Here is a 15,488-nt window from a genome sequence, read left to right as displayed (position 1 = left end):
GACAGGATGCACCTCCTTGCATGCGGTTCTGATACGGGTTCCAGGCACCGGGTCCAGAAACCAGACTTCGCTCCCACAATTCGAACGGAGAGTTTTTTGATACCCTCCCCCGCCCTCGTGGCGCATAAGTTGTGTTGCAGCCCTGATCTCCGCACGCTTATACGGCGAAAAATTGCCGCAGTTTGTGGCAAAAATACCCCAAAACCCGCCGAAGTTTCACCTACGGCACAACCTGCATTTTTTGCCCACTTGAAAGCGGACGGGCATTGCGTCACGCAGTCTCACACTCACTTAATCCCCAAATTCAGGAAATTGCATGACCCCCCAAGTGCAGCAAATCCAACCCGATGAAAATTTGACGAAAATCGGGACGATTATCCGCCAGATTCGGCACCATCAGCAAATATCTCTCAGCCAATTGGCAAAATCTTCAGGCGTGTCGAAATCCAACCTGTCCAAGGTCGAAAATGCGCTCATTTCGCCAACCTATGAAACCATCGGGCGGATCGCCCGGGGCCTTGGGGTTCCGGCCGCAGCCCTGCTGACGCCCCCCACCGCAGCTGATCCCGTCATCTGCATTGCCAAAGCCGACGCCCCCAGCCCCACGCCCAAGGCAGACCTGCATCACGCGCCCCTGTTCCCCGAAGGGACATCGGACCGTTTGCAAAGCCAGATCTTGACCCTTCAAAGTGCCAGCAGTGCGCCCGCGCCCCACGCCAGCCTGCCCAGCGCGGAGATGATGTGCCATGTTCTGGAGGGCCGCCTAACCCTGCGGGTTGAGAACGCTGATGCCCATGTGCTTGAGGCCGGCGATTCAGCCTACCTGACCTCTGTCGCGCCTGCCCAGCTGGAGAATGCCGAAGGCGACCCGGCGCGTATTCTCTGGGTCGAAGCCCGCTAAGTTCAGATCCGGTAACTCAATGAGCACACAGACCAGTGGCACCTGTCACTGGTCTGACTTCGCCTAATCAACCGCGTCATTTCATCCGGATCGGGATTGAGAAGCGATAGCTTTGCTTCCCCAACTCTTTGGGCGCTTTCGGGAATTTGCCAGCCCGTTTCACCGCCGAGAGCGCTGCCTGATCCAGATTGGCGTTGCCCGAGGACTTCGCCACCGAAACTGACAGCAATTGCCCCGCAGGTGAGACACGCAGGTTCAGATGCGTGGTGCCGCCCCCTTTGACGCCGCGTGGCGATTTCTTGCGTCGCTCAATCCGGGTGCGGATTTTCGATCCCCAGACGGTCAGCAATTTGGCTTCTTTGCCCTTAGACAACGCCTTGACCTTGGAGATACCGCTGCTGCCGGCCTGCTGCGTTCCGCCCGTGCCGGCCGCTTTCTGCGTTACCGAGCCCTGACTGGCGGCCTTGTTGCGATCCGAAGGCTTCGCTTTGGGCTTGGGCTTCGGCTCTGGTTTCACCTTGGGTTTGGGCGCGGGTTCGGGTTCTGGCTCGGGCTCAGGTTCTGGCGGGGGCGGTGGCGTTGTCTCCACAGTCGGCGTTTTGATTTGCTGATCCAGCACCAACTGCTGCGGCTGCGTCTTGGGGCGCAGCGGCTGGACCTGCATCTCAGGCCGTTTCAAGGCCGCCTCTTGCAGCACCTCAGGGGCTTGCAGTTCCTGTGGACGGGCCACCTCTGGCTTTACCAGATCCAGGGCCTGCGGAATGATCGGGCGTTTGAACTCTGGCGCCTCAGTTGTCAGCGCGGCGATCTTGATCTTGGCGGAGGGGGCTTCATCGATATGAAGCTGCGCCATCTCAACCGTTTCGGTGATCAAACGGGGTTGTTCAACAACATCTGGCGTATGGGTCGCGGGCGGGCGGGTCCATTCCTCGATCACCTCAGCGATACTGTCAGGCGCGCCCTGCAGGGTCACGATGGCCTCACCACCGACCCCACCCGCATCGGCGCCATCGTCAGGCGACGCATAGGCAAAAAATGCCAGATGAACCAACGCGGCCACCCCGGCAAAACCTACAAATTCAACACTCCGTCTCATTTCAGGTCCACCACCAGTTCAATGGCGCTGAAGCCTGCACGCCGCAGCTCTGCCATCACCTCAGCCAGACGCGTGCCTTGGGCCTTGGCATCAGCGCGCAGCACAACCTCTTTGTTCCCCCCCAGCTCAGCCTTCAGCGCAGCAAAGGCAGCCTCACCTTTCTGATCCTGATACTGCGCCAAGCCTTCGGCGCTGAGGTATAGCGTCACCTCACCCTTGGGATCGCCGGCCTTGCCCGCCTGCGGCGCGGCAACTTCGAAAGGTTCCGGCGGGGCGATCTGCGCGGTCATCAGAAAGAAGATCAACAGCAGGAAAACCACGTTGATCATCGGCACAATCGATTCCGCCTTCGGCGGCCGTGCGGGGGGCTGGAAGTCCATCATCGTGTCACTCCACCAAAACCAGGGCTTTGAAACCCGCCGCCTGCAACGCCTCGGACACTGCGATGATCCGTTGGACGTTGGCCTCATCAAGGCTGCGCAGCACAATAGTGTCCTGCGGCGTCTCAACCAGCGTTTTCAATTCCGCCACCAGACGGTCCAGCGGCAGGCTGATCCCGTTCAGCCGCAGCTCCTCTGGCAGGATATCCACCAGCTTAGGCGCGCCCGAGGCGTCCCCCCCGCCCGAAGCGATCGGCATTTCCACCACCTGATCCATGCCAAACCGCGAGGCCAGCATGAAAAACACCAGCAGCAGAAACACCACGTCGATCATCGGCGTCAGTGAGGGCCTGCGGCGGGGCCGGGATGTCAGTCCCAGATCCATCGATCACTCCGCCGCCAGCGGCTGAACAACCTCTTCGTCCGCCTCATAGCGCGGCTGAACCAGGAAGATCCGCGATGCCGCGTCTTCCACATCGCGGCGCAGCCCGTCGACCACAGCTTCGAACCAAGTCAGCGCGACCGAGGCCGGGATGGCCACAGCCATACCAGCGGCGGTGGTCAGCAGCGCTTCCCAGATACCTCCCGCCAACAGCGAGGGATCGGCCCGGCTGCCGCTTTCCTGCAGCGCCTGGAAGGCGGCGATCATGCCCAGAACCGTGCCAAGCAGACCTAGGAGAGGCGCGATGGAGGCAATCAGCTCCAGCGCCCGCAGACCGGTGCCAGCCCCGGCCAGCTGCAGTTTTGCAACCCGGGTGGTTTCTTCCCGGGCGGCGGCCTCAGGCAGATCCATGCGGGCACGGATCGCGGCGGCCACAACGCGCGAGCGCAGGCCACGACGTTTGGCCACAATCGACAATGCGCGCTGTGCATCGCCAGCTTCCCAAGCAGCAACCGCTTTATGGGCGCTGCCACGCGACCATGCGCCCAGCAACAACAGGCGCCAGGTTTTCCATAGGATCAGCGCAAGGGTGATCACCGAAAGCGCGGCAATGGCCCAGATCGACGGGCCACCGTCGCGCAGGAACTTGCTGGCTGCTTCGGTGGCGTGTCGGATCTGAGAGCCACTGTTTTGCAAGGTTTTCTGCACACTCTCATCTGCGGCGCCCTGAGGCGCCGCCGCTGTGCTGCCTTCCAACGGCGCCTCAAATGTGGCCTGCACCTGCGGGGCGATGGTGATCAGATCCGCAGCAGGCGGGGTGATTGCGGGGGCTGCAGGCATCGCAGGGGCCGTTGGGGTCGTGCTCTCTTGCGCCAAAGCAGCGCCGCAAAACGCCAAAAACCCGACAACCAATCCAACAGAGGTCGCGCCAAAATTCTTTGCAGACATAAATACGTCCGAAGTTACGCGGCATCATATGTAGCAGGAGATGACAGCAGCTTACCTCAGTCCCTCCACCGGATGCGGCGGCTGACATTTTGGCTTACCCACAAAACCATACCAGGTTTTGTAGCGCGGCTGGGCAACGGGTTACTCAAGTCGAGTGTTTTTGTCAAGTTTGCGCAGTCATGAGACCGCATCGGGGCCGGGGCGGCAGCCGAAGCTGCCGCGCCCTTGGGCTTGCGCGTTACTTCGCCGCCTTTTGCGCCAGCGTCAGGCAGACCTCGGTCGCTTTGGCCATGTCCTGAACAGACACCCACTCTAACGGGCCGTGGATGTTCTGCATCCCGGTGAAGATGTTGGGCGTCGGCACGCCAAATTCCGTCAGGCGGGAGCCATCGGTGCCCCCACGGATCGGCACGGAAACCGGTTCGATCCCATGGGCGCGGCTGGCATCGCGGGCCAGATCCACCGGGGTCATATCGTTTTCCAGCCAATAGCGCATGTTGCGATACTGCGGCTGGATCTCCACCGTGATCTCGGCGCGCGGTTCAGACAGCTGCACCGCCTCACAGGTCTTGCGCAGCAACTCGCCTTTGGCTTCCAGTCCATCGAGCTCAAAATCGCGCAGGATGAAGTTGATCACCATCTCAGACGATCCGCCCACCATATCCGTAGCATGGATGAAGCCCTCGCGCTCATCGGTGGTTTCCGGCGTCATTGTCGCCTGCGGCAAGGTCTGCACAATCTTGGAGGCAAGGTGGATCGCGTTGACCATCTTCTCCTTCGCCAGACCGGGGTGGATCGACACGCCTTTGACGGTCACAACCGCCCCATCGGCCGAAAAACTTTCATATTCGATCTCCCCCACCTGACCGCCATCCAGCGTATAGGCAAAATCGGCTTTCAGGTCCTTGGGCAACTCCTGTCCGACACCGCGGCCAATCTCTTCGTCCGGGGTGAAGGCGATCCGCAATGTGGGGCGCTTAATGTCCGGGTTTTCCAGCAGATGGCGCGCCATAGTCATGATGATGGCCACACCGGCCTTATCATCCGCCCCCAGCAGCGTCAGGCCCGAGGCGGTGATGATGTCATCGCCCTGTTTGGTCGCCAGATAGGGATATTCCGCAGGCGACAGGACCAACCCGGGATCATCGGGGAAGGTAATATCGCCACCGTTGTAGCCCTTGATCACACGGGGTTTCACATCCGTGGCGTTGAACTGAGGTGCGGTATCGACATGGGCCAGAAAGCCAACGGTCGGCCCATCAACATTGCCCGGCACGGTGGCCAGAACCACGCCGTATTCGGTCAGTTCCACATCCGCCGCGCCGATCGTGTTTAGCTCCTGTTCCAGCAGGCGCAGCACGTCATATTGGATTTCAGTGCTGGGGGCGCTGGGGCTGTCGGCAACGCTTTGGCTGTCGATCGCGGCATAGCGGACCAGACGGTCCTCAAGTTCATCGGTAAATCTATCGGTCATCACACCCTCCTGCGGTTTGGGTGCAAAAAGGGCGGCTGGCGCGGGCAATGTCAAGCCACCCGCCAGCCGCCCCCCAACCTCAGGGCGTCATGGCTGCTGCCCGACCGCGCGGCCAACGCCCTCTGGCGTGGGCAGTTCTGCATGGGCGCTGGCAAAGGCCAGCAACTGCGCCTCCACGGCCTCCGCCGGGGGACAGGAGCGGCGGGTTTCCAGATCCACATGCAGCAGCAGGGTTTCCACCGTTGCCACCAGCCGATCGCCGGACCGCAGCATATGGAACAGATGCAGCTTCTTGCCCTGTCCCGCCAGAACCTGTGTCTGCACCTGCAGGCGCGCGCCCTGATGGGTTTCATCCAGATAGCGCACATGGCTTTCCGCGGTGAAGTAGCTGAGCCCCCCGGCGATGTAATCGGCATCTGCGCCAATCATCTCCATAAAACGGTCGCTGGCTTTGGCACCGGCCTCCAGATAATGGGTTTCGTTCATATGGCCGTTGTAATCCGTCCAGGTCTGCGGCACCTGAATGTCCAGCGTCACCGGCAGATCCCCGGTCTGCGGCACCTCCAACCTGGCCTCATGGGCGCAGATCACCCCGCCCGCCCCGCTGCCGGATTGTTTCAAGCTGCGCATCATGCCCACCAGATTGTCATCGCGCAGGCGTTCCAGCTGACGGATCGACATATGACCGGATTGCGCGTCGGACTGTCCGGCAATCAGGTCCACCAGTTCGTCGGTGAACTCAGGCACATCCATCAGTTTGGTCCAGGGCCATTCCAGCGCCGGGCCGAACTGCGCCATGAAATGTTTCATGCCAGCCTCACCCCCGGCAATCCGGTAGGTTTCAAACAGCCCCATCTGCGCCCAGCGCAGGCCAAAGCCCATGCGGATCGCCTCATCAATTTCCTCGGTGGAGGCGATGCCGTCTTTGACCAGCCACAGCGCCTCGCGCCAGACAGCCTCAAGAAAGCGGTCAGCGATATGGGCGTCAATCTCCTTACGGACCTTCAGCGGGTAGAGCCCAACCGAACGCAGGATCTCAGCCGCACGCACGCAGTCATCAGCGTCGCCCACCAGTTCGATCAGTGGCAGCAGGTAGACCGGGTTGAACGGATGGGCGACAATGGCGCGCGCGCCATTCGCGTTCAGTTCCGACGGCTTGAAGCCAGAGGTGGAGGAGCCGATCACCGCCCCTGCCGGGGCCAGCGCCGTCAGATCCGCATGGATGCGATGTTTCAGATCCAACCGTTCCGGCACGCTTTCCTGTACCCATGTGGCGCCGTCCAGCGCAGTGGCCAGATCATCGTGAAACGTCAAAGCGCCCTCAGGCGGCAAGGGTTTGTCATAAAGCGCGGGCAGCGCACGGCGGGCGTTGTCCAGCACTTCGCCAATTTTACGTTCCGCTTCGGGATCCGGGTCATAGACCGCAACGTCCCAGCCGTTGAGCAGGAACCGCGCTGCCCAGCCGCCGCCGATAACACCACCGCCAATGATCGCTGCCTTTTCACGCGCAGGTTTTACACTCATTGAAACAATCCTTCTGTATGTCCATCCACGGACAGCACCTGGCCCGAGATCTTGGCCGCCGCAGGCGAGGCCAGAAACACAGCGGTGTCCGCAATTTCACTGGGCTTCACCCAGGTTTTCATTGATGTGTTGGCCACATGGGTGGCGCGGACCTCCTCGGCGCTGAGGCCACGTTGCGAGGCCTCATTGGCAACCACCCAGTCCATCCGCGGCCCCTCGACCGAGCCGGGGCAAATCGCGTTCACCCGCACACCGACCGGCCCCAGTTCCATCGCGAGGGTTTTGGTCAACCCGATCAGCCCCCATTTCGCCACCGCATAGGGGCTGCGCATCGGGTAGCCGAACAAGCCAGCGGTTGATGAGGTGATGAGGATCACACCGCTGCCCTGCGCCCGCATCAGCCGTGCGGCCCAGCGACAGATCAGAAAGGCGCCATCCAGATTGACCGACAGACAGCGCTGCCACTCGGCATAGTGCAAGGTCTCAATCTGGCCGACGGGGCCACCTGTGCCAGCATTGGCGCAGACCACGTCCACCCCGCGCCAGCGCACCTCCACCGCATCCAGAAACGCCGCCATCTGCGCTGATGAGGTGACGTCAGCCACCATCGCCACACAGTCGGGATGCGCCCCCGCAAAGCGGGCGACGGCCTGCGGGTCGACGTCACAGACCGCAACCTCAGCCCCCTCTGCCAGAAACCGTTCGGCCAGCGCCAGACCAATGCCTGACGCCCCAGCCGTCACCACAACCCGCTGCGCCATCAGCCGGTGCCTTTGGCCACAGGTGCGCGTTTGACCAGCCCCAGCCGTTCGCGCACCGCCTCTGGTCCGATCACCTTGGCGCCCATGTTTTCAATGATGGTCACAGCCCGTTCAACCAGCTGCGCATTGGTCGCCAGCACCCCTTTGTCGAGCCACAGGTTATCCTCCAGCCCCACGCGCACATTACCGCCCGCCAGAACCGAGGCCGCCACATAGGCCATCTGATCACGCCCCAGTGAGAAGGCCGACCAGTTCCAGTCAGAGGGCACGTTGTTGACCATCGCCATAAAGGTATTGAGGTCATTGGGCGCGCCCCAGGGCACCCCCATGCACAGCTGCACCAAGGCGTCTGGTGCCAGCACGCCCTCTTTCACCAGTTCCTTGGCAAACCACAGATGACCGGTGTCAAAGGCCTCAATCTCAGGCTTCACGCCCAGATCGGTCATCATCTGCCCCATCGCCCGCAGCATGCCCGGCGTGTTGGTCATGACGTAATCGGCCTCGGCAAAGTTCATGGTGCCGCAGTCCAGCGTGCAGATCTCCGGCAGGCATTCGGCCACATGCGCCATGCGTTCGGTCGCGCCCACCATGTCGGTGCCAGCCGCATTCACCGGCAGCGGCGCCTCGGTTGAGCCAAAGACCATGTCGCCGCCCATGCCAGCGGTGAGGTTCAGCACCACATCCACCTCTGCGTCCCGAATACGATCGGTCACTTCGCGGTACAGGCCCAGATCCCGGCTGGGCGCACCGGTTTCGGGATCGCGCACATGGCAATGCACCACTGCAGCGCCCGCCTTGGCCGCATCAATGGCGGACTTGGCGATCTGTTCGGGGCTACGCGGCACATGGGGGCTGCGGTCCTGCGTGCCGCCGGATCCGGTCACGGCAGCGGTGATGAAAACATCGCGGTTCATCGACAAAGGCATGTTATTTCCCTTTCCAAACGGGGTCACGTTTCTCAGCGAAGGCGCGGGCGCCTTCCAGCTGATCTTCTGAGGTGTAGAGCGTTTCGACGGTGGCGAACTGGCTCTTGGTGATGCGGTTCATGGCGTCCTGGAACTTCATATCCTCGGCCTCACGCACGATCTCTTTGATCGCGGCGTTGACCAGCGGCGGGCCCGAGGCGATCAGCTGCGCCATCTCCCGCGCTTTGGCCATCAATTGGTCCGCCGGATGCACCTGATTGATCATGCCCCAGCGCGCCGCTTCTTCAGCGTCCAGCCAGCGCCCGGTGAACAACATCTCCATCGCGATATGATAAGGGATACGCTTCGGCAATTTGACCGAGGCCGCATCGGCCACGGTGCCAGAGCGGATTTCGGGCAGAGCAAAGGTCGCATGCTCCGCCGCCAGAATAATGTCGGCTGACAGCGCCAGTTCCAGCCCGCCACCGCAGCAGATGCCGTTGATGGCGGCGATCACTGGTTTGTTGAGGCCGCGCAGTTCCTGCAGGCCGCCAAAGCCGCCGACACCGTAATCGCCATCGACCGCGTCGCCATCTGCCGCCGCCTTCAGATCCCAACCGGGGCAGAAAAACTTGGCCCCTGCCCCGGTGATGATCGCCACCCGCAGTTCGGGGTCATCGCGGAAGTCCTGAAACACCTGCCCCATGATGCGGCTGGTTGCCAGATCGATGGCATTGGCCTTGGGCCGGTTCAGCGTCACCTCCAGCACATGGCCGTCACGCTGGGTTTCAATTGGGTTTGGGGCCTCAGCCATGGCTTGGGTCATCGTGACCTCCTGTCTTGATCAAAGCATCTGCCGCCACCGCCCCATGCGGTGTGCAGATCAACGGGTTGATGTCTAATTCGGCGGGTTGCGTGGCGATGACATAGGCCTGAACTGCCGCCACCGCGTCTAATATGGCCTCACGATCCGCGGCTGGTTTGCCGCGGAACCCAGCCAGCACCGGGGCCATTTTCAGGCTTTGCAAAGCTGCTGCGACCTCGTTCCGGCTGGCGGGGATCAACAGGTGGGCGCTGTCTTGCAACACCTCGGTCATCACGCCACCGGCCGCTAGGGTCAGCACATAGCCATGGGCCGGATCACAGGTGACACCGATCAGCAATTCGGCCACCGAATCCGCCAGCATCTGTTCCACCAGATAGGACGTGGCCGGCATCGTCTCAGCCGCGCGCCTGACCTCTTCGGAGTTTTTGAGGTTCAGCGCAACGCCGCCAGCCTCAGACTTATGTGCCAGTCCGGCGGCTTTCAGAACCACGGGGTAGCCAAGGATACCTGCCTGCGCCACAGCCTCCGCCACGCTGGTCGCCTGCAAGCTGCCCGGCACCTGCAGGCCAAACTGCGCCAGGGCGGCCTTTGCCTCCGCCTCATGCAGCACTTGCCCCGCTGCGCCACTGTCCTTGGGCAGCAACAAGGGATCAGCGCTGGGTGTTGACATCCCAGCCACCGCCGCAATGGCCTGCAGCGCAGGGTCCATCCCATTGAGCGGCACGATGTTTTGCGCAATCAGATCAGCCGCCACCGCCTCTGGCAGGCCTTCCGGCAGGGACGACAGCACCGCCATCGGCCGGTCCTGACCCGCGCGTGCCGCGGCCAGTGCATCGAGCGTTGGTCGCCAGTCTTCTCCCGAACAGCGATCGTCACGTGGCAGGTCCAGCACAAGGATACCCAGCGCCAGCGCCGGATCCATCATCGCGGCGAAACAGGCCTGCATCGCCGCGCCATCGCCCCAGATATAGGTGTGATAATCCAATGGGTTGGCCAGTGCCACCTGCGGCCCCAGTGCAGCCCGCAACGCGTTGTGTTGCACCTCATTCAAGGGTGGATACTGCACCCCGGCGGCCGCGCCGAGGTCGGCCATCAGGCTGGCCTCGCCCCCCGAACAGGAGGCTGAGACGATCCCGGCATGGGGCAAAGGCCCCGCCACATGCAGCAGTTTCAACGCTTCCAGCATCACCTCAAGCGAGGTCACCTGCGCAATGCCCAACCGTTTCAACAAAGCCGCGGCGCCAGCGGCGGATCCTGCGAGCGACGCGGTGTGCGAAATCGTGGCGGCCTGCGCCTGTTCGGAACTGCCAACCTTCAGCGCCACGATGGGTTTGCCTGCCGCATAGGCCGCCTGTGCCAGCGCCTCAAAGCCACGCAGATCATCGATGCCTTCGATATGCAGCCCCAAGGCGGTGACCCGGGGATCCTCCAGCAGCGCCTGCGCCACCTCAGAAAGGCCCAGCTGCGCCTGATTGCCCAGCGTCACCAGATAGGCCAAGGGCAGACCGCGGCGCTGCATCGACAGGTTGATCGCGATGTTTGAGCTTTGCGTCAGCAAAGCCACACCGCTGTCCACGCGTGCGCCACCATGCTGATCGGGCCACAGCGCAGCGCCGTCCAGATAGTTGATCATGCCATAGCAATTGGGCCCAAGGATCGGCATGTCCCCCGCCGCCGCCAGCAATGCCGCCTGAAGATCCGCGCCATCGCTGCTCTCGGCGGCGGCCTCCAGAAAGCCGGAGGCAAAGCACACCGCGCCGCCCGCGCCAAGATCACGCAAAGACCGCACAACATCGACCGTGGCGCTGCGATTGACCCCGACAAACACCGCATCCGGCACCTCAGGCAGGTCAGCGACCGTGGGAACAGTCGCGATGCCTGCGACCTCCGCACGTTTGGGATGCACCGCATAGATCCGCCCGGCAAAGCCAATCTTGCGACATTCCGCGATCACATTGGCCGCCCAGGTCCCGCCACCGATCACCGCAATGACCTCTGGTGCCAGCAGGCGCTGCAACGGTCTGACCCGCCGCAACATGGCTCAGGCCCCCAAGGGCCGGAACAGATCCCGGCTGATGATGTGACGTTGAATCTCACTGGTGCCATCCCAGATCCGTTCTACCCGCGCATCGCGCCAGAACCTCTCAATCGGGAAGTCATCCATCAGCCCCATGCCGCCAAAGATCTGCAAGGTCGTATCGGTGACCCGCGCCAGCATCTCACTGGCATAAAGCTTGGCACTGGCGATTTCGCGGTTGGCCGGCAGCCCCTGATCCAGGCGCCATGCGCCCGAAAGGGTCATCCAATCGGCCGCGTCAATCTCGGTGATCATATCAGCCACCTGGAAGCTGATGCCCTGAAACTTGGCGATCTGCTGGCCGAACTGTTTACGCTCGGTGGCGTATTGCAGCGCGTGATCGAAACAGCGCCGCGCCCGGCCCACACAGAAGGCCGCAACGGTCAGTCGTGTGGCGTAAAGCCATTCGTTCATCACATCAAAACCGCCGTCCACGTCGCCCAACACCTGCGCATCGGGCAGCCGGCAGTCATCAAAGGTCAGGATATAGTTTTTGTATCCTTTATGGCTGACCGAGTTATAGCCATCGCGCACCTCAAAGCCGGGATGACCACGATCGACCAGAAAACAGGTGATCCGTTTTTTCGGACCGCGCGGGGTGTCATCCACGCCGGTGGCGACAAATACGATGAAGAAATCCGCGTGTTCCGCCCCCGAAATGAAGTGTTTGGATCCATTGATCACCCAATCACCGCCATCGCGCACCGCCTGACATTTCATGCCGCGCACGTCAGATCCCGCATCCGGTTCCGTCATCGCCAGCGCATCCATCCGTTCGCCGCGCACCGCTGGCAGCAGGTATTTTTCGCGCTGCTCGCCTTCGCAGGCCATCAGGATGTTCTGAGGGCGGCCAAAGAAATGGGTCAGCGCCATCGATCCGCGGCCCAGTTCACGTTCCACCAGGGTGAAATCCATATGGCTCAGGCCCGCGCCGCCAACTTCTTCGGGGAAGTTGCAGGCGTAAAACCCCAAATCGATGCATTTCTGCTTGATCGCATTGCCCAGTTCCAAAGGCACCTGCCCGGTCCGTTCAACCTCCGCCTCATGCGGATAAATCTCATTTTCCACAAAGCTGCGCACGGTTGAGACGATCATCTCTTGCTCATCGCTGAGGCCAAAATTCAGCCCCATAGCCTGATCTTGCGGCATTGATTTCCCCTTTGGTCACGGCGCGCTGGCGGGCGTGCCGCGCGGCGATTTACGTTGTCTTTTCGCGCACGCTAGCGCAGGGTTTTCGCATCAACCTTGCAGATTTTGCAAAATACCGTGCCAAAACCGAAAGACATCACGACAAAACACATCGGCATCCTGCTGTTTGAGGGGTTTTCAAACCTCTGTCTGGCCAATGCGGTGGAACCATTGCGCGCCGCCAATACGTTGGCCCGCCGCCCGCTTTATGACTGGACCTATTACAGCCGCAGCAGCCAGACGGTGCAGTCTTCCTCGGCGCTGCCAGTGCAACCCAAACCCTTGACGGGGGAGGCCGCGGGGGCGGCGCTGCTGATCATGCCCAGCTATGGCTATCACCAGCTGGACACGCCGGACCTGCGCCGCAGCCTGCGCGCGGCGGCGGGGCGGTTTCAGATGCTGGCGGGACTGGATACCGGGTCCTGGTTGCTGGCGGCGGCGGGGTTGTTAAACGGCTATCGCGCCACCGCTCATTGGGACACGCTGGGCGAACTGGCCGAGGCCTTCCCCGAGGTGGATGTGGTCGATGCCCGTTGGGTGATTGACGGCGCCCGCGCCAGCTGCGGCGGCGCCACCACCACGCTGGAAATGATGCTGGAGCTGATTGAGCGCCACCATGGCGCAACGCTGGCACTGGAGGTGGCGGCGCTGTTCATGTTTGGCGAACGGGATCCGCAGATGAACCCGCTGCGGCGCTGGCCCGACGATCAGCTGCTGCACGCCGCAGCCGCGCTGATGCGCCGTCATATTGAGGAACCGCTGAGCATTGCCGCTGTGGCCGAACACCTGCAGATCAGCCAACGCCGGCTGGAACAAATCGCCCGCGCCGAAACCGGCGACAGCCCCGGCAAGATCTACCGCAGGATCCGCCTGGCAGAGGCACGTCGCAGGATGGAACAGACCCGCGAAAGCGTGGCAGAGATCGCCCTGCGCTGTGGCTACCGTGACCCCACGGCGATGGCCCGCGCCTTTGGCGCCGAATATGGGATCACGCCCCGGCAGGCCCGGCAGTTGGCCAAATAAAGGGGCCGCCCCCGCAGGACGGCCCCCTTAACTTCAACTTAGCAGCCCTCAGGTGTGCAGCGCCTGAATGGCCCGGGTCAGCGAGACGGATCCGGTCACCTGCCCTGCGCTGTCGGTCACCATGATGGTCTGATCCGGCGCCTCAGACAGCGGCGCCAGCGCGTCCTCCAGCACGGTGTTGCCCGCCAGTTGCGGTGCCCCGTTGGCGGTCATGCCCTGAGGCAAGGGTTCGGTGATGGCGCGCAGCTGGATCACCCGGCCGCGGTTGATGTCCTTGATGAAGTCACGGATGTAGTCATCCGCCGGGTTCAGCACGATCTCCTGCGCGTCACCTTTCTGCACCATGGCACCATCGCGCAGAATGGCAATATTGTCGCCAAGGCGCAGCGCCTCATCCAGATCATGGGTGATGAAAACGATGGTTTTGTGCAGTTCTTCCTGCAGTTCCAGCAGGATCGACTGCATGTCAAACCGGATCAGCGGATCAAGCGCCGAGAACGCCTCATCCATCAGCAGGATATCCGCATCCGTTGCCAGACCACGGGCCAGGCCCACACGTTGCTGCATGCCGCCGGACAGCTGGCCGGGGAACTTATCCTCATAGCCCGACAGGCCCACCCGATCGATCCAATGAGCACTGCGGCGGTCACGCTCGCCCTCCTCAACGCCCTGCACCTCCAGACCATAGCCGACGTTTTCGCGCACCGTGCGATGCGGCAGCAGCGCAAACTTCTGAAACACCATCGACATCTTATGCCGGCGCAGATCCCGCAGCTGGTCCTCATTCATCGCCAGCACATCTTCGCCATCGATCGACAGCGAACCGCCGGTGGGTTCGATCAACCGGTTGATATGGCGGATCAGCGTCGACTTGCCGGACCCCGACAGGCCCATCACCACCTGAATTTGCCGCGGCATGATATCAAGCGAGACATCATCGACCCCCAGCACGTGGTTGTGCTTCTCCAGCAGTTCATCCTTGGTCATGCCCTGCTGCACCTTGGGCAGATGTTTCTTCGGGTTGGAGCCAAAGATCTTGTAGAGGTTTTCAATCTTGATTTTCGGATCAGCCATGTCCCTGCCCCCGGTGTGCCTGCAGGCGTTTGCCATAGCTTTGCGAAATACGGTCGAAAATGATGGCCAGTGCCACGATGGCCAGACCATTCATCAGACCCAGCGCCAGATATTGGTTGGAGATGGCGCGCAGCACCGGCACGCCCAGCCCTTTCACCCCGATCATCGACGCGATCACAACCATGGACAGCGCCATCATGATGGTCTGGTTCACCCCGGCAAAAATATTGGGCAACGCCAGCGGCACCTGCACACCAAAGAGTTTCTGCCGTGGGGAGGCGCCAAAGGCATCAGCCGCCTCCAGCACATCCTTGTCGACCAGACGGATCCCAAGATTGGTCAGGCGCACAATCGGCGGGATGGCGTAGATCAGCACTGCCAGCAGCCCCGGCACCTTGCCGATCCCCAGAAGCATCACCACCGGGATCAGGTAAACAAAGGACGGAATGGTCTGCATCACATCCAAGACAGGGGTGATGGCCGCCTGCGTCCGATCCGAACGCGCCATCAGAATGCCGATGGGAATGCCGATCAGAATACACAGCAGCGTCGCGACCGAGATGATCGCCAACGTCGCCATGGTATCTTCCCACATGCCAAGGAAGCCGATCACCAGAAAGGCAACAACTGTGCCTGCGGTCACCTTCCAGCTGCGGGCGCCCAGCCAGGCCAGAAGGCCAACAATGGCAATGATCAGCGGCCAGGGGGTGGCCAGCAGCAGCTTCTCAAACCAGACGAGGAATTTCAGCAGCGGTGAAAAGAATGCTTCCAGTGCTTCGCCATATTCGCGCGAGAAATTGCGAAATGCACTGTCGATCGTGTTTTTGAAATCTGCGAGGTCACGCCGTCCCAGTGACGGAAACTCGGTCAGGAACTCCCACATGGTTCCCCTCCCTTCGGTCTTGCCTTTATGGCCCGTTAGCTGGCCC

15 protein-coding genes are annotated in these 15,488 nt (G+C 61.9%); 2 read left to right on the top strand and 13 right to left on the bottom strand.

Features of this window, described 5'->3' with window-relative positions:
- The first annotated feature begins 316 nt into the window (after nt 1-316).
- Nucleotides 317-901, top strand: coding sequence for a helix-turn-helix domain-containing protein (locus TL5118_RS15675; RefSeq protein ID WP_058244729.1), 585 nt, complete (start codon nt 317-319; stop codon nt 899-901).
- A gap of 76 nt (nt 902-977) precedes the next feature.
- On the opposite strand, the gene TL5118_RS15670 is transcribed toward TL5118_RS15675, so the two are convergent.
- The 11 genes from TL5118_RS15670 to TL5118_RS15620 all read right to left on the bottom strand — a co-directional run bounded on the left by TL5118_RS15670 (nt 978) and on the right by TL5118_RS15620 (nt 12,399).
- On the bottom strand, nt 978-1,997 hold the full coding sequence (locus tag TL5118_RS15670) for an energy transducer TonB family protein (RefSeq protein WP_058244730.1): 1,020 nt from the start codon (nt 1,995-1,997) through the stop codon (nt 978-980).
- Nucleotides 1,994-2,380 (bottom strand): ExbD/TolR family protein, encoded by a 387-nt coding sequence (locus TL5118_RS15665; RefSeq protein ID WP_242601797.1) that lies wholly within the window; start codon nt 2,378-2,380, stop codon nt 1,994-1,996. The genes TL5118_RS15670 and TL5118_RS15665 overlap by 4 nt, the downstream gene beginning before the upstream one ends.
- 4 nt (nt 2,381-2,384) lie before the next feature.
- Entirely contained in the window at nt 2,385-2,762 is a 378-nt protein-coding gene (locus tag TL5118_RS15660; RefSeq protein ID WP_058244731.1) for an ExbD/TolR family protein, read from the bottom strand.
- 3 nt (nt 2,763-2,765) lie between these two features.
- Nucleotides 2,766-3,707, bottom strand: a complete 942-nt coding sequence (locus tag TL5118_RS15655; RefSeq protein ID WP_082626392.1) for a MotA/TolQ/ExbB proton channel family protein — start codon at nt 3,705-3,707, stop codon at nt 2,766-2,768.
- 238 nt (nt 3,708-3,945) lie between these two features.
- Nucleotides 3,946-5,181: a peptidase T gene (gene pepT, locus TL5118_RS15650; protein WP_058244732.1), complete on the bottom strand. Its 1,236-nt coding sequence runs from the start codon at nt 5,179-5,181 to the stop codon at nt 3,946-3,948.
- 87 nt (nt 5,182-5,268) lie between these two features.
- Nucleotides 5,269-6,705, bottom strand: a complete 1,437-nt coding sequence (locus tag TL5118_RS15645; protein ID WP_058244733.1) for a carnitine 3-dehydrogenase — start codon at nt 6,703-6,705, stop codon at nt 5,269-5,271.
- On the bottom strand, nt 6,702-7,466 hold the full coding sequence (locus tag TL5118_RS15640) for an SDR family oxidoreductase (RefSeq protein WP_058244734.1): 765 nt from the start codon (nt 7,464-7,466) through the stop codon (nt 6,702-6,704). The genes TL5118_RS15645 and TL5118_RS15640 overlap by 4 nt, the downstream gene beginning before the upstream one ends.
- Entirely contained in the window at nt 7,466-8,392 is a 927-nt protein-coding gene (gene bcoG, locus TL5118_RS15635) for a 3-dehydrocarnitine:acetyl-CoA trimethylamine transferase BcoG (RefSeq protein WP_058244735.1), read from the bottom strand. The genes TL5118_RS15640 and bcoG overlap by 1 nt, the downstream gene beginning before the upstream one ends.
- A 1-nt stretch (nt 8,393) precedes the next feature.
- A complete protein-coding gene (locus tag TL5118_RS15630; protein ID WP_370701685.1) occupies nt 8,394-9,197 on the bottom strand; it encodes a carnitinyl-CoA dehydratase in 804 nt (267 codons plus the stop codon).
- On the bottom strand, nt 9,178-11,235 hold the full coding sequence (locus TL5118_RS15625) for an acetate--CoA ligase family protein (protein ID WP_058244736.1): 2,058 nt from the start codon (nt 11,233-11,235) through the stop codon (nt 9,178-9,180). The genes TL5118_RS15630 and TL5118_RS15625 overlap by 20 nt, the downstream gene beginning before the upstream one ends.
- 3 nt (nt 11,236-11,238) lie before the next feature.
- Entirely contained in the window at nt 11,239-12,399 is a 1,161-nt protein-coding gene (locus tag TL5118_RS15620; RefSeq protein WP_058244897.1) for an acyl-CoA dehydrogenase family protein, read from the bottom strand.
- Nucleotides 12,400-12,540: 141 nt separating this feature from the next.
- Here TL5118_RS15620 and TL5118_RS15615 point away from each other — a divergent pair, with 141 nt between their 5' ends.
- Nucleotides 12,541-13,485, top strand: coding sequence for a GlxA family transcriptional regulator (locus TL5118_RS15615; protein ID WP_058244898.1), 945 nt, complete (start codon nt 12,541-12,543; stop codon nt 13,483-13,485).
- A 48-nt stretch (nt 13,486-13,533) separates the two neighbouring features.
- On the opposite strand, the gene TL5118_RS15610 is transcribed toward TL5118_RS15615, so the two are convergent.
- Both TL5118_RS15610 and TL5118_RS15605 read right to left on the bottom strand, forming a co-directional pair.
- Complete coding sequence (locus TL5118_RS15610; RefSeq protein WP_058244737.1) at nt 13,534-14,559, bottom strand: quaternary amine ABC transporter ATP-binding protein; 1,026 nt, start codon at nt 14,557-14,559, stop codon at nt 13,534-13,536.
- Nucleotides 14,552-15,442 (bottom strand): ABC transporter permease, encoded by an 891-nt coding sequence (locus tag TL5118_RS15605; protein WP_058244738.1) that lies wholly within the window; start codon nt 15,440-15,442, stop codon nt 14,552-14,554. The genes TL5118_RS15610 and TL5118_RS15605 overlap by 8 nt, the downstream gene beginning before the upstream one ends.
- Between the last annotated feature and the right edge of the window lie 46 nt (nt 15,443-15,488).

Origin of the sequence: Thalassovita autumnalis, assembly GCF_001458255.1 — a bacterium.
In the GTDB taxonomy this organism is placed as follows: Bacteria; Pseudomonadota; Alphaproteobacteria; order Rhodobacterales; family Rhodobacteraceae; genus Thalassobius; species Thalassobius autumnalis.
Note: the sequence above shows the minus strand (reverse complement) of the source record. Positions and strands in the feature narration are given on the sequence as shown.